The sequence below is a fragment of the Peribacillus sp. FSL E2-0159 genome (assembly GCF_038643155.1).
In the GTDB taxonomy this organism is placed as follows: Bacteria; Bacillota; Bacilli; order Bacillales; family DSM-1321; genus Peribacillus; species Peribacillus simplex.
The window spans coordinates 3,197,608-3,222,210 of the sequence record NZ_CP152053.1 but is presented as its reverse complement, the minus strand read 5'-3'; the positions used below and the strand labels follow the sequence as shown (position 1 = coordinate 3,222,210).

The window sequence follows — 24,603 nt, the reverse complement described above, 5'->3', positions numbered from 1 at the left end:
AATTTCCCATTTTGAAAAGTTGATATGCCTTTTTTAGAGTAGGGATGGGTGCTAGGATATGATCGGTAAGAAGATATACTCCTCCAATAACGATAAGTATGATAATGAAGAAAATAGTCCCGATGTTACGGAAAACTCCGCCTAAAAGGATGCGGCTCTTTCATCTAGAATCACTATTAAAAACAAACTGAATAATAGTATAGGAAAAAAGTCAGGAAAATTGATCTTGCCCGTAGTTTTGTTTTATGCCTATAAAAACATTACTTTGTAGTTTTCCATTTTCCCGTACAAGGTTTCTGCCCACATGGATAGTTCGATCATTATAGGGCGGACGGCTTTCACGGATAAGAAAAAGTCAATTAAAGCGTGCATCACAGACATAAATACACAAACGATCAATCCAATAGCACCAAAGTGCCTGAATTCAGCTTTTCCCAATATATAAATATAATAAGAAGTAACTCGTTAGGTCTGGTTGCCCTTAAGTAATGCACGATCAGGGTTCGCCTGAATGCTAACAACGGAAACTTTTGTGCAGTCTTATAGGCGGTTTGTAGGTAGAGCAGGGAAGGGTTCATTTGTTCCATGGCCTGTTTGATGGGTTTGACATCTTTTTGATATACAATAAGCTCACTGCATATCATTATGAATAAAGAGAATAGTATAATTGCCATTAACATCATGCCATCGGTAAAAGTGATATCCACTGATGAAATAAAAATAAACTTCCTACTCCCAGGATTGTAATGACATTTTCCAAGATGTAAATATTATATATTCATCTTCGGTATTTCTGGAAATAATATTTTCCTCTTGAAAGCGTTTTGAATGCTCTTTCATAAGCCGAAATATTATAGTCAAATCCAATCTGGAATTTATGGTTTATTCTTTAAATATGAAATAACAGGAAAGGTAACTTTCAACTATATAATTCTATGTCTCCAGATTTGTCAACCATTGACTTTTCTGGTAGTATAAATGTCCATTTCGTCTTAGCATCGGCATTTTTTTAGTTTGATAAATAAACAAGGAAGGGGAAGTGGTTTTATTGGGAAATCACCCTGATTTTGAACAGGAACGACAGCGGCTGGATTTTACGAAACGTTATATGGATGTAGTCATCAAAACATCAGAAACAAGCAAAGATCAATTTCAGCGGAATATGCAAGAAGCTTTTGGTGATGCCGATTGGTCTGAATCAGGCTTATATTCTCAGTTGCTGACGACGGCCAACTTTTTTGAGATGTCGAAAACCGAACTTGAAAGTTTACGCAAAGCAAGTAAAAAGCCCTACTTTGCAAGAGTGGACTATGAAAGGAATGACAGTGATAGTGGCGAAGTCCTTTATTTCGGAAAAACATCGCTTTATCAGAGGGAAAGCCAGGAACAGATCATCGTCGATTGGCGATCACCGATTGCAAACCTTTATTACGAGGGACGGATTGGTGAAATTGAGTATGAAGCGGAAGGGGAAACATTCAGCGGGAACATCACTTTAAAAAGACAGCTTATGATAGAAGAAGGTGTCTTGGAGGAGATAAGGGACATTGATTTGACAACAACGGATGAATTGTTGCAGGAATCCCTATCTAAAAGTTCCAGCAATCGATTGACGGATATCATTACTACGATCCAGGAAGAACAAAATAAAATCATTCGTGCAGATTTGAATAAACCGATCATTGTCCAAGGTGCAGCTGGCAGTGGTAAAACTACAATTGCTTTACATAGGATCTCTTATTTCATTTATCACTATAAAGACTTGTTCGATCCGCGACAATTAATGATTCTTGCTCCTAGCCGGGTTTTCATTGATTACATATCTGAAGCTTTACCTGAATTGGGTGTTGAAAAAGTAAAACAATTCACATTTTCCGAGTATGTTCAGGCAGCGATAGGAAAGCAAGTGAAGCTTGTAGCGGATGATAAATTAACTCGATTGCTGGAAAAGGATGATGAAGAAATTAAATCAGCCGTCTGGATATCAGGACTGAAGGGCTCCCCTGTCTTTAAATATATATTGGACGAATATGTAAAGGATATTTTCAGTGGATTTCATCCGAATGCTGATTTTTATTGTGATAAATATCGCCTCTATTCCAAAAAGAAGTTCATTAGGTTACTGGAAGAGGATTATTGGTATTTACCGTTATACAGCAGGCTGGACAAACTGAAGGCCATTTTACAAAATGAAGTGAAATTGAAAAAGAAAACAATGCTTGAACGTGTTGTTGACCTTTATGATGCCAAAATTGAAAAAGCTCTCTATAAAAATATCGATCCAGTCATACGTAAGGAATTTGTTACAAAATGCCTCGATAAAAAAGAGGAAAGGATAGGACAGATCAAAAAGGCGATCCGTTCTTCTGTAAAAGGCTATTTTAAGCAATTCAAAAGTAAAGATCTCCTGGATTACTATCAGGAATTATACCAAGATCCAGAACGTCTCGCCTCTTACAGCAACGGTAAACTAAATGTCGAAGATGCCAGAGTTTTATGTGAGTATAATCATAAATTATTTTCAGCTAAAAGTTATGAGATGGAGGACTTAGGAGCATTATTATATCTTCAGGAGCGGCTTTTTGGTGTCGATAAAGAAAACAAAGCAAAAAATGTCGTCATTGATGAGGCACAGGATTATAGCTTCATGCAGTTACAGGCACTCAAGACGGCAGTTGATACTGATATGTTTACACTTGTAGGCGATCTTGCACAAGGCATCCATTCATACCGCGGACTTCAAACTTGGGAAGAGGTTCACAGTCGTATTTTCCCTCGGGCGACGTATACTGAATTACAAAAAAGCTACAGAACAACTGTTGAAATAATGAAAAGAGCTAATAAAATACTTCAGTTGTTAACATACGATTTCCCGGAAGTTGAACCTGTAGTCCGTCATGGCAAGGATCCAGAATTCATTTCCATTGAAAAGGAAGGTTGGGAAGTAGGGCTTATCGAACTTATCACAAGCCTTAAAGGAGAAGGTTTTAAAACGTTTGCCATTATTGCCAAAACGATGAAAGATTGCAAACTGGCAAACGAGAAACTAAGTGGAATTCATGAAGGTTTTCATTTAATAGATGAAGCGGGAAACATCCCTAAAGATAAAACGTTGATTGTTCCTTCCTATCAAGCCAAAGGTCTCGAATTCGATGTCGTATTTGCAATATCCCTGGAGGAAGCATATTGCCATGGAAATGAGCTTGATATCAAACTGCTGTACGTAACAATGACAAGGCCATTGCACCGGCTTTATTTTTTAGGTAATGAGAAAAATGCTTTCCTTATAGAGGCATGAGGGGGGACGGGGGGAATGTAACCATCCTCTGGGATATGCTCACAGATGCAAAAGGATATCCTTAATATTTTTCCACCCGTAACCGACTTCGATGAGCTCGATGCCTGCCATTTTAACGGTTTTTTCAGCTATCACTTGACCGCCAATGGCTCTGTAAAAACCGCATGAAGGATTATCCTTTAATGCCCAGATTATTAAATTCCTATGTTCCATTTTCATAAGCTCATGGATGACCGCTTTTATCATTTTTCGGCCGAATCCCTGTCTTTGGTATTCCTTTAAAAAATAAATGGCATATACTTCACCTTGAATATGCGGATCATTCGTTTGTTCAGGTCCGCCGGCAGCGAAACCGATGATTTCTCCATTGGCGTTTTCCGCTACAAAGGTGGCATTATGCAGCATCTTTAAATTTCTTAGCCAGTTTTTCTTTTTGGCTTCCGGATTCAAGGAAAACAAATATTGATCCGGAAGGATTCCTTTATAAGTCGTTTTCCAGCTGTTTATATGTACATTTGCTATTCCATTTACATCTTCTTCCACAGCTTTCCTTATCTTCATAAAAACACCTTCTGGTTTTCGTATTTTTCCTTAGAATATCATGGAAAAAGGGAATAAGCATTTAATTTATGTTTATAACTGCATGAGAAAGGATAAGAATTAAAAGAGTGATTCAACCAGATGAAGGGAAGGATGAGAAAGATGAAATTGAAAGTTGGTTTTTATTTTCCGGGTGGCAAAGAAATAGAGCATGAGGTAGAAGGCGATGACTCAACTCAAATGATTTCAAATATTCAAAAGCACCGTTATTATAATTTAGTTAAAGGCGATTGCCATTATGTCGTAGATACGGAAAAAGCAGCTTATTTTTCTGTAACGGAAATATTGGATTGAGAATAAACCGCATTGGACTTTTGCTCCTTTGCGGTTTATTCTTTTTGTTGTAAAGAAACGGGAAAAGGAGTATGGACAATGAAAATCAATTTTACCAAGAAACAGTATGAAACATTATTCAAAATGGTACAGTACGGATATTGGGTTGCTTCCGATACTGAAGATAATAAAGAATTCAGTGAGATGGAACAGTATCTCAATTCCTTTGCCAAAGATTTCGGCATGGAGGGTGTACAGTTTGTGAAGGAATATGAAATTTATGATTTGAGCAGGGAGTTGGAGGATCAACTTCATGAAGTCATAGATAAGTATGAAGAAGGAGTGTTCAGGGATAAGCTTGCCTATCATATGGCTAGAAAAGAGTTCGCGGAGGAGTCGGAAAACCATGAATACAATCATGAGGAAGCGTTTAAACGTATCATGGAACTCGAAGAAAAATATCATCTTCATATTGAAGAACACGGATTAGCGAAATTGAAAATAGAAGAATAAAAAGAGAGAGGACTTAATTTGTCCTCTCTCCAGTTTCTCGACAAAATGAGGTTCAGAATGGTCTCAATCCCTTTTACCATTTTTTCGAGGGAAAGATTATCATATATTAAAACAAGACTTGGTAATACTCCATGAATTTTCCTGGGTTATATAGGATGAAACCTCTTATTTCCGTAAAAAATAAATTCCAATTCATTACGAGTGAGCATAGACTATTTCGCAGAAGTTCTATGCACCATGATGATGGCCTAAATTTTCAACTGTGTATTGGAAAAATGCGATTAAGTCATTTTGTGACGCAAAACCTGCTTGTGCAGTCTGTTCGTTCCCTCCGCCTTTCCCATTATACGAACTGAGTTCCGCTTTAAAATATTGTCCGCAATGAAAGGGGATGTCCCCACTGTGTGAAAGGATGACCTTTTGCTCCTTACGTGATGCTAATAATACGGTAACCTTTTCCTTTTTTACAATCGTACTTGCAAGGTAAAGCAGTTCTTTCATTGAGCTATCTTCGAAAATATGAGAGATGAATCCCCAGGCATTTTCTGCAAGCAGGGAGTCAGCAAGAAAGTTTGCATTTTCAAGTTTTAAGTTTTCGTTTGCCGATAGCAGCTGCTTATAGTCATTTTCCAGTTTTTCCACCCTATTCAGTATCTCTGTACGTCCGGTATTGAACTTATTCGATAATGCTGAAAGAATGCCTAGGCTTTCGGAATAATCGTCCAATGCCCTGAAGCCGCACTTAAAATAGAGACGGGTATGTTCTTTCTGCTTCTCAGCTTTGAAAATTTTTATTAAGCCAATCTCACCGGTACGCCCTACATGGGTTCCACCGCAAGGGTTATATTCAATCCCTTCTATCTCAACTATACGGATATTCTCTGAAACTTTAGGCATTTTGACGACAGGAAGTGTCTGTAATTGCTCGTTAGTCACGTAATAGATAAGTATTTCGCGATTCTCGATGATATATTGATTAACTAGCTTTTCAGCAGCAGCCGTATGTACTTCAGTCCATTGAAATCCTGACATGATATCGATCGTTAAATATTCTTTTCCAAGGTGAAAACTGACCGTATTAGAGTCGAACAGTTCCCTGCAGACAGCAGAGAGTAAATGCTGGCCACTATGCTGTTGCATATGATCGAAGCGGCGGGACCAATCAAGTGCACAGTGAACGATCTCTGAATCTGGCCGTCTCTCCGTCTTATGAAGAATCTGTCCATCATTGCCTTTTATAACGTCAAGAACGGTGATTCCTTCCATTTTACCTGTATCTGCAGGCTGGCCGCCCCCTTCGGGATAAAAAGCAGTTTCTTCAAGGGTGATGTAGTAAAAGCCATTTTCTTCAAAGGTCTCTCGGATTTTGGTATTCCATTCGGAAGTCTTGGCTGAAGTGTAATACAATTTTTTTGTCATAGATGATTTCTTTTTCCTTTCAATTGATCATTAAATTATATCACCGAAATACCTGAGTTTGAAATTGCGGGTTTAGATGATTAGTCAGGTAAATTAGTAAACTTTATGACAAATTTTAAATAAATTGTGCAAGATGGCAATATTCTATTTATAGACTTACCTATATGATGTAAAATATTCCTGAAATTATATACTTTAGACCTAATTAATGAAGGTTTAATCGAGTTGAGTAGTTAAAAAGTCATTGGTAAAATAGATAGGAATAGGATAACCATAGTATCATTTAAGGAAGAAAGGGTTAAGTGATAATAAGGTGAATCTTGTAAATATGAAAAAATAGCTTATTTGGGAAATATTAAAAACAAACTTTCTGATTGGCTAGAGCTGGATGTAGGACAGGCCATTCCGGCTCAAGAGATATTCCGTTTTCTGCATTCAATCAAATGAAGCAAAAAGGCTTACCGCACTTATCCATGATTTCCTGGATGTTCAAAAAATGGAGTCCGGTAAACAGATATATGAAAAAAAATATGTGGATATCATTCCATTAATTCAAAAGGTAATTGAACATTTCCGAAATAAATACAGCACAGCATGATATTCGCCTCCATATCGAAACTAAGGATTTGATGATTTTAGGGAATCGCTTAAAAATCGAACAAGCCTTTTCCAACCTGTTAAGCAATGCTATCAAATATTCTCCGGATGGGGGCAGGATCTCTGTCCGTGTATATAGCTGGGACGATATGCTTTCCATAGATATCCATGATGAGGGTTTAGATATCCCAAAAGAATCATTGCCGCATTTATTCTAGAAATTTTATAGGGTCGATAATTCAGATCGCAGGCGGATTGGTGGAACGGGCCTTGAATTAGCCATTGTTGATGAAATCATAAAGTCACACGGCGGAAATGTTACTGTGGTTTCCAATAATGGACATGGAATTACATTTACCAGATCCTTACCTAGAGTAACCCTGAAAGAAGTGGGGCTGAACAATGATGGACAGTCAAGTAAACTGAGCCATGAAATTATGATCATTGAAGATGATATTAACTTGGCGGAACTGCTAAAATATGAATTGATGGACAGTTGCTTCCACGTCAGCTATTTCAAAAGTGGTAGAAAGGCATTTCAAAAGCTAAAAACCTCACCTCCGGATGCCATTGTACTGGATATCCTTCTTGAAGAGGGAAGATGGACGGCTGGACGATCCTCAGGGAATTAAAGGGATCCACTGACTTGAATGAGATTCCCGTTTTTGTTTCGACCGCACTTGACGACAGGGAGAAGGGAATTTCCTTGGGAGCTAAGGATTATTTAGTTAAACCGTATAAACCGAGCCAATGTTAAGTAACGGTAAACAAGGGCAGATTCTGATCCCGCAGGCATCTCATGAAGAATACGAAGGCTAAAAAATAAAAAACCGTAATAGGTATACAGAACAACAAAAAAATGATAAATTCAAATATGTTGGAAAAATAAATAATTGGGTACAATTGTAGGTAAAGGTAAGTTACAGGAGGATTTTTATACATGCAAAAAATTCAGGCCGGCATGGCTGTAGAGTTAGAAGTGGAACGTAAGGCTGATTTCGGATGGTTTTTAACGGATGGTTCAGAAGATGTCTTACTTCATCATAATGAAATGAGTGAAGGAACGGAACTTGAGCTTGGGGATGAAGTAACTGTGTTCATCTACCATGACAAACAAGCAAGGCTAACAGCGACAATGAAGATACCCGAAATTCAGATTGATCAGTATGGCTGGGCGGAAGTTGTCAATGTGAAAAGGAAACTGGGTGTTTTTGTGGACATCGGTCTTTCTAAAGATATTCTTGTATCCCTTGACGACCTTCCGAATATTGATCGTTTATGGCCTGAGGTTGGTGATCGTCTATATGTATCCCTTAAGACAGATCGTAATGACCGCCTGTTTGGTAAACTTGCAACGGAAGATGTAATTCAGGAGATTGCAGTGACAGCTCCTTTAAAAGGAGTCCGAAACACCAGTATTAAGGGAAATGTCTATCGTTTGCTTATGGTTGGGTCTTTCTTTATTTCACAAGAAGGATACAGCTGTTTCATACACGAAAGTGAACGCAAGGAAGAGCCCCGTCTTGGTGAATTAGTTGAAGGGCGCGTCATTGATAGTAAAGAAGATGGAACGCTTAACGTTTCTTTAATCCCCTTTAAACAAGATTTAATGGGGGAAGATGCTGATGTCATTTTCACTTATTTAATGAATCGCGGCGGTGCAATGCCTTATGGCGACAAAACGCCACCTGATGATATCAAGTTTCACTTCGGTTTAAGCAAGGGAGCGTTCAAGCGTGCTCTCGGTAAACTGATGAAGGAAGAAAAGATTTACCAGGAAGATGGATGGACATATTCTTCAGACCGTAAATGAAAAAGGCAGCGGGTTTTAATTAAAAATATATAGAGCCCGTTTTCGCTTGATAATAAAAGCCTGTAACGATAATTATCAAGTAATTATCGTTACAGGTGTTGATTTAAAATAAAGTCTGATAATTTGTAAAAAAATTAGATAATTTACAATAAAGTTTGATTAAAATTCCTGTATTTGATATGCAGGAATTTTTTGTTCCGCAATCGGGCCATTTAATGGAATAAGACTCCTAAACAAAAAAATGGATATTTATGTTAATGTCGTTATAAGATTGTGAAGAAATGTAATTAAACTATAGGGGTAGGTTAATTGAATAAGGTAATATTTGGATTAAGGCAGATATAAGTAGAAAAGTTAATAACAAGGGGTGATTTTTTGGAGAAAAATATTGGGGATGTAGATTTTTTTAAAACAAGTAGTAAAAAGACTTTGCAAAAAAACAATAAAGGTTTACTTCAGTAAAATAAGGTATATTATATTTGTTGAATAGATTCTCTTTAAAGACAAGAAAAGTAGGTGAACAAAGTGGGAAAATATCAATTGGATTACAAAGGTCAGGTAGCTGTGACAAAGTTTCATGAAAAACAGAAGCCTGCCAAATTTGATAAAAAGCAGCAACTTGAAAAAATACGTGCGGAGTATTTGAAAAAGAAGCAAAAACAAACAGATAAATAATATGAATGAAAACATAGGAAGACTAAAATCTCCCTATGTTTTTCTTATTCGAAGTTCTTTTTTTAATTGATGATAGAGTTTATTATTCCCATAAATTTCAGATTCGGTGACAAAACTCCAGCAGAAATTTTTAAAACATTTGGATACTCACTTGGCTTGGTAGCTGAATAAAAAGATAAGTCTCGATCTTTTCAGCAAGATACTTTCTCAACACCCCACACTCAAAGAAAGTCAGGGAATACCAATGCGCTGAATTTACTTCTAATAACTTAAAGGTAAACCTATAAAAAACCTACTATATCAACGTTTATAGGTTAAAAGGTTTACAGGTTTACGCAATTATGGAATTCTTTATATAAAAAAATAGATAGATGATGAGTTAGAGTTAGCCTTAGACAAAATTAGCTTATCAATCATCATTAGAAAGTTTGAAAATCGCTTAGAATGGTTTTCTGAACACACAAAGCTGATTAATAAGCATAGATGGAATGTAAGACAGTAGGAATATCATTCCTTACTATCCATACTCCTGTATCTAATATATCTTTAAATTTTCTCCGCTGCTTTTTTGTGAATTTCATTAATAAAACTTCTTTTTACCTTTTTCTTCTTTTAAAATCTCCACAGCTTCCCTGAACCTCATCGAATGGATAATTTCCCTCTCACGCAAAAACCTGAGTGAATCATTGATATCAGGATCATCCGAGATGTCGATCAACCACTGATAGGTTGCTCTGGCCTTCTCTTCAGCGGCGATGTCTTCATATAAATCTGCAATAGGGTCGCCTTTGGCTTGGATATATGTGGCAGTAAATGGATTTCCTGCTGCGTCATGATAAAAAAGGGCACTATCATGATTGGCATAATGGTCACCTAGGCCTGCTGCAGCCATCTGCTGAGGGGTGGCGTCTTTTGTAAGCTTATAAATCATCGTGGCGATCATTTCCAGATGGGCAAATTCTTCGGTTCCGATATCCGTAAGCAGGCCAATCACTTTATCAGGAATTGTATATCGTTGATTTAAGTATCGGAGTGCTGCAGCCAACTCGCCATCAGCACCCCCGTATTGTTCTATTAAATATTTTGCCAATTGAGGATTACAGTCTCTTACTTTAACTGGATATTGCAGCTTCTTTTCATAAACCCACATAGATATCTCTCCTTATACCTGCCATGGCCAAGGGCCTTGGCCCCATTCCCATTTATTTTCACCGCCTGGACTGTTTCCAAAACCCAATAATGGACCATATTTAGGCTCAAAAACCGATTTCAATTGTTTGGAGTATTCATGAAATTGATTGAATTGCTGTAATGCTTGCTGATCGTTAGGATGTGTATCCAAATAAAGAGTCAACTCGACAAGTACGAAATCCGCAGCTTGTATTTGTTCAAGCAACTGATAATATTCATCATCCAGTTTCTTATTCATTTATGTCTCCCTTTCCCGATATGGATTATCATAAAAATCATAAAAGAATTTCCAAAGTGTACCGGATTTCAAAGCTTCCTCCGGTGTGAACTGCTCCAAATTCGGCGGTTGAAAAGTAATATACAAATTAGGAGGTGTCCTGAAGTACTTTCTCCCAATAGGCGGGCAAGGATCGAATTTACTATGGAAAGGTTTATATGACTTAACTAAGGTAAATGTCTTTTCGCGAGTCACAAAAATACCTCCTTTGTAAAGATATAGCCTTTAATTTTTATGCCTGGGTAATGCATAATATGACTCCCCTGGTCTGGAAAGGAAATTTTCTGGAAAATGATGTTTTTTCAGAATATTATAAATTATTGTTATAGTCCCGTTATCTTACTGTGATGTTTGTCATCTATTCTTTATCTGTTTGTTCTTTGTATAGGAAAAAACTATGTTAAGATTTAACTCGTAGCTTATAAAGTAGCTCACAAGGAGGTAACAACATATGAAAAAATCAATCTTATCGTTAGCGGCAGCGGCTGCAATATCCGGTGCATTCACAATTCCGGTACAAGCAGAAGATGTCAAAGTGAAAGATGGAGACACATTATGGGGGATATCTCAAACTTATAAAGTATCAATAGAAGATATTAAGTCTTGGAACGATTTGTCTTCAGACATGATTTATGCCGGAGAAACCATACATATTTCTCAAGAAGAGCATTATAAAGTAAAGTCAGGGGACACATTATCGGAAATTGCAGACAAATATGATGTAGCAGTAAATGATATTAAATCTTGGAACGGTTTAAATTCAGATACAATCCATCCTGGTCAAGACATGGTCATTAAACCTGCAGCTAACAAAGTCGAAGCTGCAAGTGTAGGGCCTGCGCAGAAATCAGAGCAATCTGCACCAGTAGAACAAGCAGAAAAAACAGAACAAACAAAGCCAGTAGAACAATCGGAACCAGTTGAACAAACAAAGCCAGTAGAACAATCGGAACCAGTTGAACAAACAAAGCCAGTAGAACAATCGGAACCAGCAGAATCATCAGAAAAAGCAGACACAAATGAGTCCAACGATCAAGCAGGAATCGAAAAAGAGATCACTGTCAGAGCAACTGCCTATACGGCTGATTGTCAAGGCTGCAGCGGAACAACAGCCACAGGAGTTAACTTGAAAGCTAATCCTGATGCAAAAGTGATTTCCGTCGATCCATCAGTCATTCCGCTTGGATCTAAAGTTTATGTAGAGGGTTATGGCTACGCGACGGCAGCTGATACAGGCAGTGCCATCAAAGGGAATAGAGTGGACATTTTTGTACCTAACGAAAAAGATGCCGTGAATTGGGGCGTTAAAAACGTTAAAGTTCAAATCCTGAATTAATTAAACCATGCAAAACATGTTTATATATAGAAAAAAGCAGACACAGACATAATGTGTCTGCTTTTACTTTTGGTTCACGGGAAAAGCAGGTACAATGAAAGAAATAGATCCTTATAAATCCTTACAAGGTAAAGAGGAGGAGTAGTAATTTGATGAAAAAAGCACGTGATTATTTACAAGAATACTTTGGTTATGAGTCATTCCGAAAAGGTCAGGAACAGATTATCGGACAGGTATTGGGAGGAATAAACACAGCGGGAATCATGCCTACTGGCGGTGGTAAATCAATATGTTACCAAATTCCAGCCCTTCTGTTACCAGGTGTAACACTCGTGATATCCCCACTTATTTCCTTGATGAAGGACCAAGTAGATGCCCTCGAACAAAATGGGATTGATGCCACATTTCTTAATAGCTCCATTTCTGGGTTAGAATCATCCAATAGAATGAATGATATTAAGCACGGTAGATATAAGTTGGTTTATGTGGCACCTGAGCGATTGGAAAATCCTGCATTTCAACAGGATCTATTTAATGTGGAAATTTCGTTGGTTGCCATTGATGAGGCTCACTGTATATCTCAATGGGGACATGACTTCAGACCAAGCTATTTAAAGATCAAAACCTTATTGAAAAACATGCCATCAGCTCCGACTGTCCTGGCATTAACGGCAACGGCCACACCGAATGTGACCGATGATATATGTCAGTCGCTCGGAATATCAAAGCAGCATACAATATCAACGGGATTTTCCAGAGATAACCTGTTCTTTTCCGTTGTGAAAGAAGAAAATCGCGGCCGGTTTTTAATGCGCTATTTAGAGAAAAATAAAAATGAATCGGGTATCATATATGCAGCCACTAGGAAAGAAGTCGATTCCTTGTATGCCAAGCTTATTAAAGCCGGATTCAAAACAGGTCGATACCATGCTGGTATGAATGAACAAGACCGTTCGGAACAGCAAGACCAATTCATTCGTGATGACGTTCCTTTGATGGTAGCGACTTCTGCCTTTGGGATGGGAATCGATAAGTCTAATGTTAGATACGTCATCCATTACCAAACCCCAAAGAACATGGAGAGTTATTATCAGGAAGCGGGCCGTGCAGGGAGGGATGGTTTGGATAGTGAATGTATCCTCTTATATTCCCCTCAGGATATGCAGATACAGCGTTTCTTGATTGATCAATCAAATCCCTCGCAGGAGTGGCAATCCCAGGAATTGAAGAAATTGAACAGAATGAAGGATTATTGTTTTACCGAGGGGTGCTTGCAAGCCTTCATTCTGCGATACTTTGGAGAAGAAAACCCTGAAGATTGCGGTCATTGCGAAAATTGTACAGACAAACGTGACTCTGTTGAAGTGACTACACAGGCACAGATGGTCCTTTCATGTATGTTACGGATGGGTGAGCGATTCGGTAAAACGATGATCTCCCAAGTGCTTACGGGATCACGCAATAAGAAAATTGAAGAGTTCGGATTCCAGAAGCTTTCAACCTATGGAATCATCAATGATCAATCTGCGAAGGATGTAGGTGATTTCATTGATTTCCTGACTGCGAAACAGTACATCGAAATGACGGGCGGGCAGTTTCCGGTCCTTAAGGTTACCAATGCTGGCAGGGAAGTGCTATTGGGACAGAAAAAAGTTCTGCGTAAGGAAATAAAAAAAGTAAGCAGCATCAGTGCGGATCATGGGTTGTTCGAAGAGTTGAGACAGTTAAGAAAAGAATTGGCAAGTAAGGAAAATGTACCTCCATTCATTATTTTTTCCGATGCATCTTTAAAAGATATGGCCCTCAAACTGCCGAGGACGGAAGAGGAATTCCTGGAAGTTAAAGGTGTAGGCATGCAGAAATTTGAACGCTTCGGATCCATGTTCTTACAGGGGATTTCCCAGTATGTACAGGCACATCCTGAATTAGAAACGAATACTATGGTTACAAAGGAAACGGTAAAGCGAGCTACTAAACCATCTCACTTAGAAAGCTATCGCTTATATCAGGAAGGCAAATCAATCAAGGAAATTGGGACATTGAGAGGGCTGTCTTCCATTTCAATTGAAAATCATTTATTAAAGTGTGCAGAAGAACACTTGGAAATCAAATGGGAAGAGATATTCTTGGATAAAGAGTATGATCTTGTTTTGGAAACTGCGAAACAATTGGATTCTGAAAAATTGAAACCACTAAAAGAAGTACTGCCTGAGCATATTTCCTACTTCATGATTAAAGCGATCTTGGTTAAAGCAGGGTTGGAAAACGAAAGGTGTTAAGGTTTTTTTGTTAATTTCTTCATTGAATAAATAAGAATTTGGATTAATGCGTATACTAGGAATGATAAAAAGGTGAAATTTCGCGCCTTTATAATCAGAGTCTATATATAAAAAGAGGAGGTTGCTCATGTATTTTGGTAAAAAGAATTCAGAGGAACCAGAAATCGTTATGGAAGATACGATAGTATATGCGTGCGGATCAGCAGATTGCAATGGTTGGATGAGAAAAGACTTTGCCTCGGAAAACTATGATTGCCCAATGTGTGGAAGTCAATTAGTTGAGGAAGTTAGGGAACTTCCAAAAATTGAAAATGAGTATAATGCGTTTAAATAAAAGAGGTGAATCATAGCCTCTTTATTTTTTATTTTAAGAAAGAAGTATGCCGGAGTGGTTTCATTCTCGATTAATGCTTTACATATAAAAATATGTATGGTATTATTAAATTTCAGTGTTATGAAAAGAATGCACTGGAGGGTAATTTAAAGTAACATTTTTATTAATAAAATAATTTTTCATCATTTTCATGATGAAGTAGAAACAAGTTAAACACATCTAGAAAAAAGAAATACATGTAATCACCAAGTATTTTCCTCGATCCATTTCTGTTCTTCATTAACTTACTTCTATGTACCATTTATCTTTTGGAATTTAATGTACCCAATTGGAATTACGGACGGTTTTAATTAATAAACATGTACTTACAAGCTTTTATCTGATTCTCGCAGGCACGGTCTAGGAACCGTATGGATGGGAGAGAGGCAGGGCTTTCATTGTTTTAGGTTTTGGCACTAAAAATTACTCTCATGCTCAATTCGCTTTGAAATGTTCACCGAATGAGCAGGAAGAACCATATGGAATGGATTCTTAAACAGCGCAGTCTCTATTATCTTGAAGGGTAAGTCAGGGACTGTGTTTTATTTTCTGGATTAGAACAGACATTAAAGGAATCATTTCTTATTTAGAATCTTTACTCAAATATATAAAGCATATATATGGTATAATGGATAAAGAGATATTAAAAATTCATGTCGTAATCTCAAGTTCTTCCCATTCAAAAAGTTTGGATGAAAGGACAATTATCAAAACTTAGATTTGCGAATGGGTATTTACTCACAATTTAGATTAAACGCCATCTATTCTTCTTTTATCTTTATGGCTTGTGATCTGTTATTCAGGACGGAGTCAATTCAATTCTAAGGAGTGAGATACATGTATAGAAGAAATAATACGGAAGAAATCATTCCTGAAGAAACAAAGGTGTGGGAATGTACATCAGAAGATTGCAAAGGTTGGATTCGCGATAACTTTACAAGTAATGATGAACACGTTTGTCCGCTATGTAGCAGCGAGATGAAACCCGGCACCAGAATGCTTCAAGCAATCAACAATCCAAGAAACTATTAAGGCTGTATAAAAAAAGCTGAAGGGGATTCCCCCTTCAGCTTTTTTTATCTTTTTGCCAATCGGATGCGGCAAAAAGCAAGTGAATGATCAGTGGATATCTTTTTTCTTGAATCGACCGCCTCGAACTTCCGCGATATCCCCTACGGCAAGAAATGCAGATGGATCGAAGCTTTTGACTATCTCTTTAAGTTTAGCTTCCTCAAGCCTGTTTATTACACAAAAGATGACTTTTTTATCATCACCAGAATAAGCACCTTCGCCAGCTAAAAAGGTTACGCCCCGTCCAAGGCGATTCATAATGGCTTGGCCGATATCATCAAATTCATCACTGATTATCCAAACAAATTTGGATTCGTCCAAACCTGCGATGACGATATCCATCGTTTTATATGCCACGAAGTAAGCTATGATCGAATACATGGCACGATCCCACGAGAAAACGAAGCCCGCACTGCCAAGGATGAATAAATTAAAAAACATGACGATCTCCCCAACGGAAAAAGGAAGCTTCTTGCTGGCGAGTATGGCAAGTATTTCTGTACCATCCAATGAGCCGCCATATCGAATGACCATTCCAACACCAATGCCAAGAATCATTCCGCCGAAAGCGGACGCTAGGAGGATATCTTGAGTGAAAGCTGGTACATGATGAAGCAATGTAGTGGTAATGGAAAGGACTAAAATTCCATAAAGAGTAGATAATGCGAAGGTTTTTCCGATCTGTTTATAACCGATAAAAAAGAAAGGAAGATTCAAAATGAAAAGAAAGATACCGAGCTTCCATCCAGTGATGTAAGATAACATAATCGATATACCCGTTATGCCCCCGTCGATTACGTTATTCGGCACTAAAAAAATCTCGAGGCCGACAGCCATCAAAACCGCACCGATTGTAATTAATAGACCTCTCTGTAATATTTGTCTCAGTGTTAATTTTTTATGCTGGGTCTTCTTTTGCATAATTTCTGTTGTACTTGCACCCGCTAGGTCTGACATAATCATGCCCCCCACTCCTTCTCTCTATATATAAGTTCTATTTAATTATAAACGTATAGGTATAATTAAATAAAGTAATTAACATTCTTGATTAATATATTCCTGAATAATTATTTTTATTGATAATGTCCCGCAATGATGAAGCAGGGATTTGTGAAAGCTTGTCATTACATGTATTCCTATTCTACTCCATACAAAACAATAGTATTTCTCATTTTATTGATTTTATGAAAGAAATCTGCATTTTCTTGAGATAGGGGTGCACCAAAAGAATAAGTGTGTAAAATATATAGGAGTTAGGAAATAAAAAACCTTTGAGGTACTATGGATTTCCATTACAATATAGGAGAATAGAACGGTTGAGGTGATAGAGTAAAAAAATGGAACATTCAATAGTGGCATCAAATCCTGTCCTCTTTATGATTGCAGTACTTTTGATAATAATGGCGTGTTATACGGCGTTGGATTTACTGACAACATTATTGACGATAGAGAAATATAAACGTCTGGTGTATATAGGGTGCAGCTGCTCTATGGGAGTGGCTATTTGGACACTTAATTTTGTGATCATATTCACCCTCGATAATTCAGGATTGGCAGCATACAAATTTTCTACAATAATTTTTTCGTTAGCATTGGCGATTGCTCTCGCAGGGGTTGGGTTATTAGCCATATCGTATAAAACAAAAGTGCTGCAAATCGTTTTTTGCGGCTTTATGTTTACGATGGCCATATTATCTAACTATATAATGGGAACATCTTCATTAAACCACTCTTTGCACTTTAGCCCATTGTCGGTCTTTAGTACGCTTTTCAGTATCTTTATTTTATTCGTAGCAGCGCTTGCAATATTATTTTATTTTAATAAATTAAGTCAATCTTCGCTAAAACCAGTCAGTACACTCATGATGAGTGGGGCAATCATTGAAGGCTATTATCTTTTTTTGAGAGTATTGCCCATGAACGCGAAAAGTGAAACGGGTGAATTTGTTCCACTCACTCCATTTATGCTTTATCTTACATGCTTTGTTTCATTATTCATCCTTGCCAGCTTGATAGCTTCAAGTACGATCGTAGGCCGGCGGTTGGCAAAAAGTGATAATACTGTGAGCGATATCCGTTATGCTTTAGATCAATCGGCAATTGTCGCCATCACGGATGCAAAAGGAATCATTACATACGTTAACGAAAAATTCCTGGAAATATCACAATATGAAAAACATGAACTAATAGGGAAAAATCATTCCATCATCAATTCTGGTTATCATGGAAAAGAATTTTTCACTGACTTATGGCTGACGATCACCCAAGGAAAAACATGGAATGGTGAAATATGCAATCGAGCTAAAGATGGTAATGTTTATTGGGTGGATACAACTATCGTTCCTTTTATGAAAAAGGGTAAACCATATCAATATATTTCCATCCGTTCGGATATTTCCAGTCGTAAAATAGCAGAAAATGCCTTAAAGGGGTCAATCAAGGAACTGGAAGATATGCATTATGCAATCAACCAATCCTTGATTGTGGCGATTACCGATTATAAAGGAGTCATAATCGAAGTGAATGAAAAGTTCTCGGAGGTTTCCGGTTATGGAAGAGGTGAATTGATAGGACATACCCATAAGATAGTTAATTCTGGATACCACTCAAAGGAATTCTTTGAACAAATGTGGAAGACCGTCCATGAACGGAAAGTGTGGAAAGGTGAAATTAGAAACAAGGCGAAAGACGGTAGTTTTTATTGGGTCGATACAACAATTGTTCCTTTTTTCAGCGAAGAAGGAAAGCCATTTCAGTTTTTGGCACTTAGATATGACATAACTGAGCGTAAACAATCGGAAGAGATGCTCCATCGGCAGGATAAATTAGCCGCTGTCGGTCAGCTTGCTGCTGGGGTGGCACATGAAATACGGAATCCGCTCACCTCCATGAAAGGGTATACGGAATTTTTACAATTGGATGAAACGGACGAAAATAAACAAGAATATCTAGAAATAATCATGGACGAAATCAATCGTGTGAATGAGATAGTTGAAGAGTTCTTACAATTGGCCAAACCACAGGCCTTGATATTGGAAACGAAGAATCTTGTGCCGATCGTTCAAAACGTTGTATCTTTGACGGAGTTTGAAGCCAGGAAGAGGAACATCACACTGATTTCGGATTGTAATGTAGAAGAGATCCTCGTTCGTTGTGATGAGAATCGATTAAAACAAGTCATATTGAACTTCATAAAAAATGGAATGGAAGCTATGCCTGATGGTGGGTTCATAAAAGTCATCACTGAACTTAAAGAGGATAAAGTGCATATATCCATTATCGACACAGGAATTGGAATGCCGCCAGAACAGCTTAAGAGACTAGGAGAACCATTTTTCACAACGAAAAAATCTGGTAATGGGTTAGGTCTAATGATCAGCTTTAAAATTATAGAAAGCCATTTGGGGAATGTCTTTGTTGAGAGTGAGGTCAATAAAGGTACAATCTTTAAAATCGTGCTTCCTGTTTAAAATGACTAAATAGGAAGTAATGAAAAAAATCAACACTTTGTAGAAGATGTCTGCATGGGGGAACTGGATTTGGAAAAACAAAAGCACGTCAATATTATTAGCTTGAAGGTATTTTACCTTTTTTCTTTTTTTGCAGTGGGAAGTTTAACACCGCTATTAAGCGTTTATTTGGCCAATGAGGCAGGTTTGTCCGGTATTGAAATAGGTACGATCATGTCTGTTGGACCGATAGTGATGATCGTTTTTCAACCTTTTTGGGGAATTGTCTGTGATTGGAGTGGGAAACCAGCCAAAATACTTGCAATGACATCGTTGCTTGCTGGTGTATTTGGTTTAGGATACTTGCTGTTCGAGCACTATTTACTTATAGTATCCGTCGCAATCGCTTTGGCTATCTTTCAAAGTGCGATAATACCAGTTTCAGATAGCATCACTCTTCAATATACAACAAAAATCAAATCGAATTATGGGAAAATCCGTTTATTCGGATCTCTTGGTTACGGTGTGGCCGTTTTTGTAATGGGAAAGTTATCTGAATCCTTCATGGGCCCTTCCGTTATATTTTATGCCTTTTTCTTCGGTCTGTTGATCGCGGCTTGTCTTGCTCTTCGTTTGCCCGAAGAGCCACCTGGGGGAAAGGTGAAACTTTTCGGTGGAATGAAAGAATTGATTACTATGAAACGTTTTCTTATCTTTCTTGCTATAACGTTCTTGCTTTTTGGTCCCAATCTTGCAAATAATGTATACTATGGTTTGTTTGTAGAGGCAAGAGGCGGAACATATACAGGCATTGGCATTGCGTTCCTTTTAGCTGTATTATCGGAAATACCCTTTATGAGAATGGCAGGTACTTGGATTTATAAAATAGGCCTGCTGCCAATTACCTTATTGGCTGGAACGGCTTCGTTGGTCCGCTGGGTTTTGTACTTCACAGAACCCACTTTGGCTACCGTATATGTGACTTCGATCATTCAAGGGTTTTCACTTGGCTTATTCATTCCAGCAGCTTTACAATATATCAGGGAAGTTGTCCCTGCACGTATAACAGTAACAGCAATAACGCTTTATTCCGCCATTGGCAATGGATTGGGGAACTGGTTCAGTACCTTCAGCGGCGGGATAATCTTGGATAAATCAGGTATATATGCGGTCTATTTATTTTATGGTTTACTCACGCTGATTGGGATGCTGCTTACAATATGGCTCATGAGGTTAGATAAAAAATTAAAAGTAATGGGAAAATCCATAGGAATATTAGAAAAATGATGGAAAATATCTTTTGGAAATTTTTTCTTATTCAAAGCGAGAGACCTCTTTACCTTCCACGGTGAAAAGGTCTTTTTTTACTTGTACATGTACAGGTTTTTGGGAACGGCTCCTTTAATGATAAATAGCTTAAACATGCTTAAATGACAGGTTAATTGTCAGAAGTCAATGTTATCCCTTGCGGACGTCCCGTGTGCCATCTTCAGTGTTTGGCAAAATATTTCCGGGCCATTGCCTGCAACCTATTGGTCAAAAAGAGCTGACAAAATCATAGGGAATTCCATGAGGTCAAGAAACGATTAAACAGTAATTCAAAAAAGGCGGAATGGGACTCATTTAATCCCTTTCTGCCTTTTTTATTGAAAAAGGAGAAGAGCGCAGTTTATAAAAGAAATGTTGTTAACGATTGGGGTAAGGAAATTTGGTAATTTTAACCACATCAATCAGTTTTTCGTTTTTGGAAAAAATATGATTTAATGGAAGATAGAGAATGAATGGAAGGATGAGTGTTTTTGAGCAAACCAAAAGTGTTGGCTACTACCATCGTATCAGCTCTTATCGGACTGTTTTTTTTATTTTGCCTTGGATGGGCGATTATTGACCATTATGTAAAAGGAACTTCCGATACGGAAGCAATTGAAGAAACCACCATTAAAAATGATCTTCCTGATGATTTTACCGTAGTGGCGATTGGTGATTCATTGACACGTGGCACAGGTGATGAAACAGGCAAAGGCTACGTTGGACTTGTTGTTGAAGATTTGAAGAGTGAATATAATAGAAAACCAATCATTCATAACCTCGGAATTAATGGACAAGTGTCTAAAGAATTGGTACAGCAAGTGAAACAACCGGAAGTGAAGCGCCAAATCCAGGCAGCTGATGTTATTTTAGTTACAATCGGGGGTAACGATTTATTTCAAAAAGGGCAGACCCTGCTTGAATATGATCGTGAAGCTGTATCTGTATCACAAAAGAATTTCTTGGGAAATTTACATGAAATTTTTAAAGATATCAATAAAGTTAATGATACAGCTACCATTTTGTTGCTTGGCCTATATAATCCATTTATAGATTTGGATGAAGACTTTGATACGAACCGCATCGTACGGGACTGGAATAATGAAACGGCAGAAGTTGTTGCTCTTTATGAAAATGCAATTTTCGTTCCAACATTTGATTTATTCCAATTGTCTGTAAATGAGTATTTGTATTCAGATAAATTTCATCCTAATAAAAAGGGGTATCGTTTAATTGCTGATAGAGTTGCTCCTCTAATAAAATGGGAGGATGTGGAACGATGAAACAGGTGACATTGTCTGTTAGGGACTTGAAAAAAAAGATTGGCAAAAGGGAGATTATTAAGGGAATAGATTTTGAGTTGAATGAAGGTGAGGTTTTCGGCTTTTTAGGACCGAATGGAGCAGGTAAGACGACGACGATCCGTATGTTGGTCGGTTTGATTAAGCCAACCTCGGGTTCCATCCATATATGCGGGTATGATGTTCGTCAGGAATTTACGAAGGCAATGAAGCAAATGGGCTGCATTGTTGAAAACCCAGAGTTATATCCATTTTTGAGCGGGTGGAATAATTTGCTCCACTTTGCAAGAATGTTACCTGAAGTTGACGAAACAAGAATGATCGAGGTTGTTGAACTCGTCGGTCTGCAAGCGAGAATTCACGATAAAGTGAAGACCTATTCGTTAGGTATGAGGCAGCGTTTAGGAATCGCACAGGCAATGCTGAACAGCCCTAAGTTGTTAATTTTGGATGAACCGACTAACGGTCTAGATCCTGCCGGAATCCGTGAAATGCGACAATTCATCAGAAAGTTGGCTGAAGAAGAAGGCATGAGTGTTCTGGTTTCTTCACACTTATTAGGTGAAATACAGCAACTTTGTGACCGGGTCGCAATTATTAAAGGTGGGGAAATTATCAAAACGGATACAGTGGAAAACTTATTATCCACGCAGGAGCGAATAATTTGGCGTGTGGAACCTATTCAAAAGGGAGCGGAAATTCTTAGCAGCTTCACCGATATTACCCTGGATCAAAAATTTATCATTACAGCTTATGATGAACTCAAAACACCCGAATGGAATGCTGCACTTAATCAAGCAGGGGTGAGGGTGCATGAAATGAATCGAAAGCTCCCGGGATTGGAAGAGTTGTTTTTGCAAGTTACCGGTGTCGGAGGTGCAGGCATTGAATAACTTGGTTCAAAATGAAATGATGAAGTTGTTGGCAAAGAAACGGCTAATCATAATCGGTATCATCGTAGGAATTTTAGTGCTGATGTTTACATATGCCCAATACAAACAAGTGGAAGAGCAGCGGGAGAAGCTGGGAACTGATGATTGGCGTGCAGCGCTTCAGCAGCAAATCATTGATACTCAAAATCGATTGGGTTCGAATAGGATGCTGGATGAGTGGCGTGAACAGCTGCAAGTAAGTCTGAAGCAGCAGCAATATTATCTTGATCATGATATCAACCCCTCAGAGCCAGGCGCAGCCACTTTTACACGCATGTTTTTGGAAAATGCAATTGATTTGTTCATTCCGCTGTTGATCATGATTGTGGCTAGTGATATGGTTTCTTCCGAAAATGGGCAAGGCACGATCAAGCTTCTGCTGACAAGGCCAGTGGAGCGCTGGAAAATCTTATTGAGCAAATATGTAACATTATTATTATCGGTTTCGATTATCGTGGCGATGACCGCCTTATTGTCTTACCTTTTATCAGGAATCGTTTTCGGGTATCAAGGATGGGACGCCCCCGTAATAACCGGATTCGAATTGAAGGGCGCTGATGTGGATGTCAGTCAAGTTAGGTTAGTTGAACAATGGAAATTCCTATTGATGGATTTAGGACTTGTCTGGCTGGTGGCGGTGGTTGTAGGGACCCTTTCTTTCATGCTTTCGGTTTTAGTGAGAAGCACCCCTGCAGGCATGGGCATCATGCTGGCTGCATTGATTTCCGGGGCTATATTGAACAATATGGTGTCATCATGGGAATCAGCGAAATATTTCTTTATGGTGAATTTGAAGTTGACTGCTTATATTAGTGGTACGGCTCCACCGATAGAGGGGATGACTTTATTATCCTCTGTCATTACCCTGCTCGTTTGGTGGGCTCTTGCTTTAATTGTATCTTTTACAGTGTTTACCCGGAGGGATGTATACTGAGAAACAGCCTATATAAATTATAGGTTGTTTTTTATTTACTTGTACAGGGTATCCTTTTTAAAACAGTATGTTCAAAATTAGGAGGATGATAAATGGAAGATAATCATTTGAATGAAAAATTGATGCCAATGACTTCAGTTTCCAGTGGAGATATACAGGTAATAAATGAGGATATATATTGTCTGTCCGCCCAAATCGTTAATGTAATTTTTGTAGGGTCACCCAAAGATGAAAAATGGGTATTGATAGATGCTGGGATGCCGCGTTCAGCAGAGGTAATAAAGAAAACTGCTGAAGAAATCTACGGACCGCAAAATCCGCCTGCTGCCATTATTTTGACACATGGACATTTCGATCATGTTGGTGCACTGATTGAGTTAATGGAGTATTGGAAGGCTCCTGTTTATGCCCACATTAAAGAAATGCCTTATTTAACGGGACAGGAAAATTATCCCGAACCGGATCCAACTGTTGAAGGGGGGATGGTAGCAAAAATTTCATGGATATTTCCGAATGAGGGGATCAACCTTGATGAAAAAGTTCAGCCATTGCCTGATGATCATAGTGTTCCCGGGCTACGCGATTGGAAATGGGTTCACACCCCTGGCCATTCAAAAGGACATATTTCACTTTTCCGCGAAAGTGACCGAAGTTTGATTGCTGGAGATGCTTTTGTGAATGTCAGGCAAGATTCCCTATACAAGGTTATCACTCAGGAGAAAGAAATATCAGGACCGCCGCGGTATTTGACAACCGATTGGGAGGCTGCCAAAGAATCGGTAAAGTCATTGGAAAGTCTGAAGCCTGCTGTTGCCATAACGGGTCACGGGTATCCAGTTGAAGGGCAAGAACTGGAAATGGGTTTATCAAAGCTGGCAAAGGAATTCGATTCATTAGCTAAACCGGATCATGGGAAATATGTGGAATGAAGCGTGAACGTGTTTCATGAATAATTTCTCTTCAG

General features: G+C 38.2%; 21 protein-coding genes and 1 pseudogene. 16 read left to right on the top strand and 6 right to left on the bottom strand.

Features of this window, described 5'->3' with window-relative positions:
* Positions 1-1,039 precede the first annotated feature (1,039 nt).
* The gene (locus tag NYE63_RS15655; protein WP_342601799.1) at positions 1,040-3,298 is read left to right on the top strand and encodes a UvrD-helicase domain-containing protein; all 2,259 of its coding nucleotides are present in this window, start codon (positions 1,040-1,042) and stop codon (positions 3,296-3,298) included.
* 39 nt (positions 3,299-3,337) lie between these two features.
* On the opposite strand, the gene NYE63_RS15650 is transcribed toward NYE63_RS15655, so the two are convergent.
* Complete coding sequence (locus tag NYE63_RS15650) at positions 3,338-3,859, bottom strand: GNAT family N-acetyltransferase (RefSeq protein WP_342601798.1); 522 nt, start codon at positions 3,857-3,859, stop codon at positions 3,338-3,340.
* 141 nt (positions 3,860-4,000) lie between these two features.
* Here NYE63_RS15650 and NYE63_RS15645 point away from each other — a divergent pair, with 141 nt between their 5' ends.
* Positions 4,001-4,192 (top strand): hypothetical protein, encoded by a 192-nt coding sequence (locus NYE63_RS15645; RefSeq protein ID WP_063234469.1) that lies wholly within the window; start codon positions 4,001-4,003, stop codon positions 4,190-4,192.
* Positions 4,193-4,270: 78 nt separating this feature from the next.
* Positions 4,271-4,684, top strand: coding sequence for a hypothetical protein (locus NYE63_RS15640; RefSeq protein WP_342601797.1), 414 nt, complete (start codon positions 4,271-4,273; stop codon positions 4,682-4,684).
* 228 nt (positions 4,685-4,912) lie between these two features.
* On the opposite strand, the gene NYE63_RS15635 is transcribed toward NYE63_RS15640, so the two are convergent.
* Positions 4,913-6,103 (bottom strand): hydrolase, encoded by a 1,191-nt coding sequence (locus NYE63_RS15635; protein WP_342601796.1) that lies wholly within the window; start codon positions 6,101-6,103, stop codon positions 4,913-4,915.
* A gap of 629 nt (positions 6,104-6,732) precedes the next feature.
* Here NYE63_RS15635 and NYE63_RS15630 point away from each other — a divergent pair.
* The 3 genes and pseudogenes from NYE63_RS15630 (at position 6,733) to NYE63_RS15620 (ending at position 9,188) form a co-directional block, all read left to right on the top strand.
* Positions 6,733-7,332 (top strand): annotated as a pseudogene (locus NYE63_RS15630) (ATP-binding protein).
* 308 nt (positions 7,333-7,640) lie between these two features.
* On the top strand, positions 7,641-8,513 hold the full coding sequence (locus NYE63_RS15625) for a S1-like domain-containing RNA-binding protein (protein ID WP_342601795.1): 873 nt from the start codon (positions 7,641-7,643) through the stop codon (positions 8,511-8,513).
* Positions 8,514-9,038: 525 nt separating this feature from the next.
* Positions 9,039-9,188 carry a hypothetical protein gene (locus NYE63_RS15620; RefSeq protein WP_342601794.1) on the top strand — a complete coding sequence of 50 codons (150 nt, stop codon included), beginning with the start codon at positions 9,039-9,041 and terminating at the stop codon, positions 9,186-9,188.
* 580 nt (positions 9,189-9,768) lie between these two features.
* Here the strand turns inward: NYE63_RS15620 and cotJC are convergent.
* The 3 genes from cotJC to NYE63_RS15605 are packed head-to-tail and all read right to left on the bottom strand — an operon-like array spanning position 9,769 to position 10,851.
* On the bottom strand, positions 9,769-10,338 hold the full coding sequence (gene cotJC, locus NYE63_RS15615) for a spore coat protein CotJC (RefSeq protein ID WP_342601793.1): 570 nt from the start codon (positions 10,336-10,338) through the stop codon (positions 9,769-9,771).
* 12 nt (positions 10,339-10,350) lie between these two features.
* Positions 10,351-10,617, bottom strand: a complete 267-nt coding sequence (locus tag NYE63_RS15610) for a spore coat protein CotJB (RefSeq protein WP_063234474.1) — start codon at positions 10,615-10,617, stop codon at positions 10,351-10,353.
* Positions 10,618-10,851 carry a spore coat associated protein CotJA gene (locus NYE63_RS15605; RefSeq protein ID WP_342601792.1) on the bottom strand — a complete coding sequence of 78 codons (234 nt, stop codon included), beginning with the start codon at positions 10,849-10,851 and terminating at the stop codon, positions 10,618-10,620. It lies immediately after the preceding gene.
* Between the two features lie 256 nt (positions 10,852-11,107).
* Between NYE63_RS15605 and NYE63_RS15600 the strand changes: the two genes are divergently transcribed.
* From NYE63_RS15600 to NYE63_RS15585, 4 genes are all read left to right on the top strand, one after another.
* Positions 11,108-11,992 (top strand): LysM peptidoglycan-binding domain-containing protein, encoded by an 885-nt coding sequence (locus NYE63_RS15600; RefSeq protein WP_342601791.1) that lies wholly within the window; start codon positions 11,108-11,110, stop codon positions 11,990-11,992.
* Positions 11,993-12,141: 149 nt separating this feature from the next.
* Positions 12,142-14,271: a DNA helicase RecQ gene (recQ, locus tag NYE63_RS15595; protein ID WP_342601790.1), complete on the top strand. Its 2,130-nt coding sequence runs from the start codon at positions 12,142-12,144 to the stop codon at positions 14,269-14,271.
* Between the two features lie 127 nt (positions 14,272-14,398).
* Entirely contained in the window at positions 14,399-14,605 is a 207-nt protein-coding gene (locus tag NYE63_RS15590) for a cold-inducible protein YdjO-related protein (protein ID WP_061463486.1), read from the top strand.
* Positions 14,606-15,481: 876 nt separating this feature from the next.
* Positions 15,482-15,676 (top strand): cold-shock protein, encoded by a 195-nt coding sequence (locus NYE63_RS15585; protein WP_034307294.1) that lies wholly within the window; start codon positions 15,482-15,484, stop codon positions 15,674-15,676.
* An 87-nt stretch (positions 15,677-15,763) separates the two neighbouring features.
* Here NYE63_RS15585 and NYE63_RS15580 read toward each other — a convergent pair whose 3' ends face one another.
* Entirely contained in the window at positions 15,764-16,672 is a 909-nt protein-coding gene (locus NYE63_RS15580) for a YitT family protein (protein WP_342601789.1), read from the bottom strand.
* Positions 16,673-17,052: 380 nt separating this feature from the next.
* On the opposite strand from NYE63_RS15580, the gene NYE63_RS15575 reads away from it, so the two are divergent.
* From NYE63_RS15575 to NYE63_RS15550, 6 genes are all read left to right on the top strand, one after another.
* Positions 17,053-19,185, top strand: coding sequence for a PAS domain S-box protein (locus NYE63_RS15575; RefSeq protein ID WP_342601788.1), 2,133 nt, complete (start codon positions 17,053-17,055; stop codon positions 19,183-19,185).
* Between the two features lie 54 nt (positions 19,186-19,239).
* On the top strand, positions 19,240-20,451 hold the full coding sequence (locus NYE63_RS15570; RefSeq protein ID WP_342601787.1) for an MFS transporter: 1,212 nt from the start codon (positions 19,240-19,242) through the stop codon (positions 20,449-20,451).
* 512 nt (positions 20,452-20,963) lie between these two features.
* Positions 20,964-21,755, top strand: coding sequence for an SGNH/GDSL hydrolase family protein (locus tag NYE63_RS15565; protein WP_342601786.1), 792 nt, complete (start codon positions 20,964-20,966; stop codon positions 21,753-21,755).
* Positions 21,752-22,666: an ABC transporter ATP-binding protein gene (locus NYE63_RS15560; RefSeq protein ID WP_342601785.1), complete on the top strand. Its 915-nt coding sequence runs from the start codon at positions 21,752-21,754 to the stop codon at positions 22,664-22,666. Before NYE63_RS15565 ends, NYE63_RS15560 begins: the two co-directional genes overlap by 4 nt.
* Entirely contained in the window at positions 22,659-23,639 is a 981-nt protein-coding gene (locus tag NYE63_RS15555; RefSeq protein WP_342601784.1) for an ABC transporter permease, read from the top strand. The genes NYE63_RS15560 and NYE63_RS15555 overlap by 8 nt, the downstream gene beginning before the upstream one ends.
* A gap of 92 nt (positions 23,640-23,731) precedes the next feature.
* Entirely contained in the window at positions 23,732-24,568 is an 837-nt protein-coding gene (locus NYE63_RS15550; RefSeq protein WP_342601783.1) for an MBL fold metallo-hydrolase, read from the top strand.
* Positions 24,569-24,603: the final 35 nt, after the last annotated feature.

Bases quoted from the DNA above. Each gene is read 5' to 3' on its own strand.
- NYE63_RS15575 (WP_342601788.1), top strand. From the start codon at position 17,053: ATGGAACATTCAATAGTGGCATCAAATCCTGTCCTCTTTATGATTGCA.
- NYE63_RS15600 (WP_342601791.1), top strand. From the start codon at position 11,108: ATGAAAAAATCAATCTTATCGTTAGCGGCAGCGGCTGCAATATCCGGT.
- NYE63_RS15650 (WP_342601798.1), bottom strand. From the start codon at position 3,859: ATGAAGATAAGGAAAGCTGTGGAAGAAGATGTAAATGGAATAGCAAAT.
- NYE63_RS15550 (WP_342601783.1), top strand. From the start codon at position 23,732: ATGGAAGATAATCATTTGAATGAAAAATTGATGCCAATGACTTCAGTT.
- NYE63_RS15635 (WP_342601796.1), bottom strand. From the start codon at position 6,103: ATGACAAAAAAATTGTATTACACTTCAGCCAAGACTTCCGAATGGAAT.
- NYE63_RS15640 (WP_342601797.1), top strand. From the start codon at position 4,271: ATGAAAATCAATTTTACCAAGAAACAGTATGAAACATTATTCAAAATG.
- NYE63_RS15570 (WP_342601787.1), top strand. From the start codon at position 19,240: ATGGGGGAACTGGATTTGGAAAAACAAAAGCACGTCAATATTATTAGC.
- NYE63_RS15585 (WP_034307294.1), top strand. From the start codon at position 15,482: ATGTATAGAAGAAATAATACGGAAGAAATCATTCCTGAAGAAACAAAG.
- NYE63_RS15645 (WP_063234469.1), top strand. From the start codon at position 4,001: ATGAAATTGAAAGTTGGTTTTTATTTTCCGGGTGGCAAAGAAATAGAG.
- NYE63_RS15580 (WP_342601789.1), bottom strand. From the start codon at position 16,672: ATGTCAGACCTAGCGGGTGCAAGTACAACAGAAATTATGCAAAAGAAG.
- NYE63_RS15590 (WP_061463486.1), top strand. From the start codon at position 14,399: ATGTATTTTGGTAAAAAGAATTCAGAGGAACCAGAAATCGTTATGGAA.
- NYE63_RS15560 (WP_342601785.1), top strand. From the start codon at position 21,752: ATGAAACAGGTGACATTGTCTGTTAGGGACTTGAAAAAAAAGATTGGC.
- NYE63_RS15625 (WP_342601795.1), top strand. From the start codon at position 7,641: ATGCAAAAAATTCAGGCCGGCATGGCTGTAGAGTTAGAAGTGGAACGT.
- NYE63_RS15610 (WP_063234474.1), bottom strand. From the start codon at position 10,617: ATGAATAAGAAACTGGATGATGAATATTATCAGTTGCTTGAACAAATA.
- cotJC (WP_342601793.1), bottom strand. From the start codon at position 10,338: ATGTGGGTTTATGAAAAGAAGCTGCAATATCCAGTTAAAGTAAGAGAC.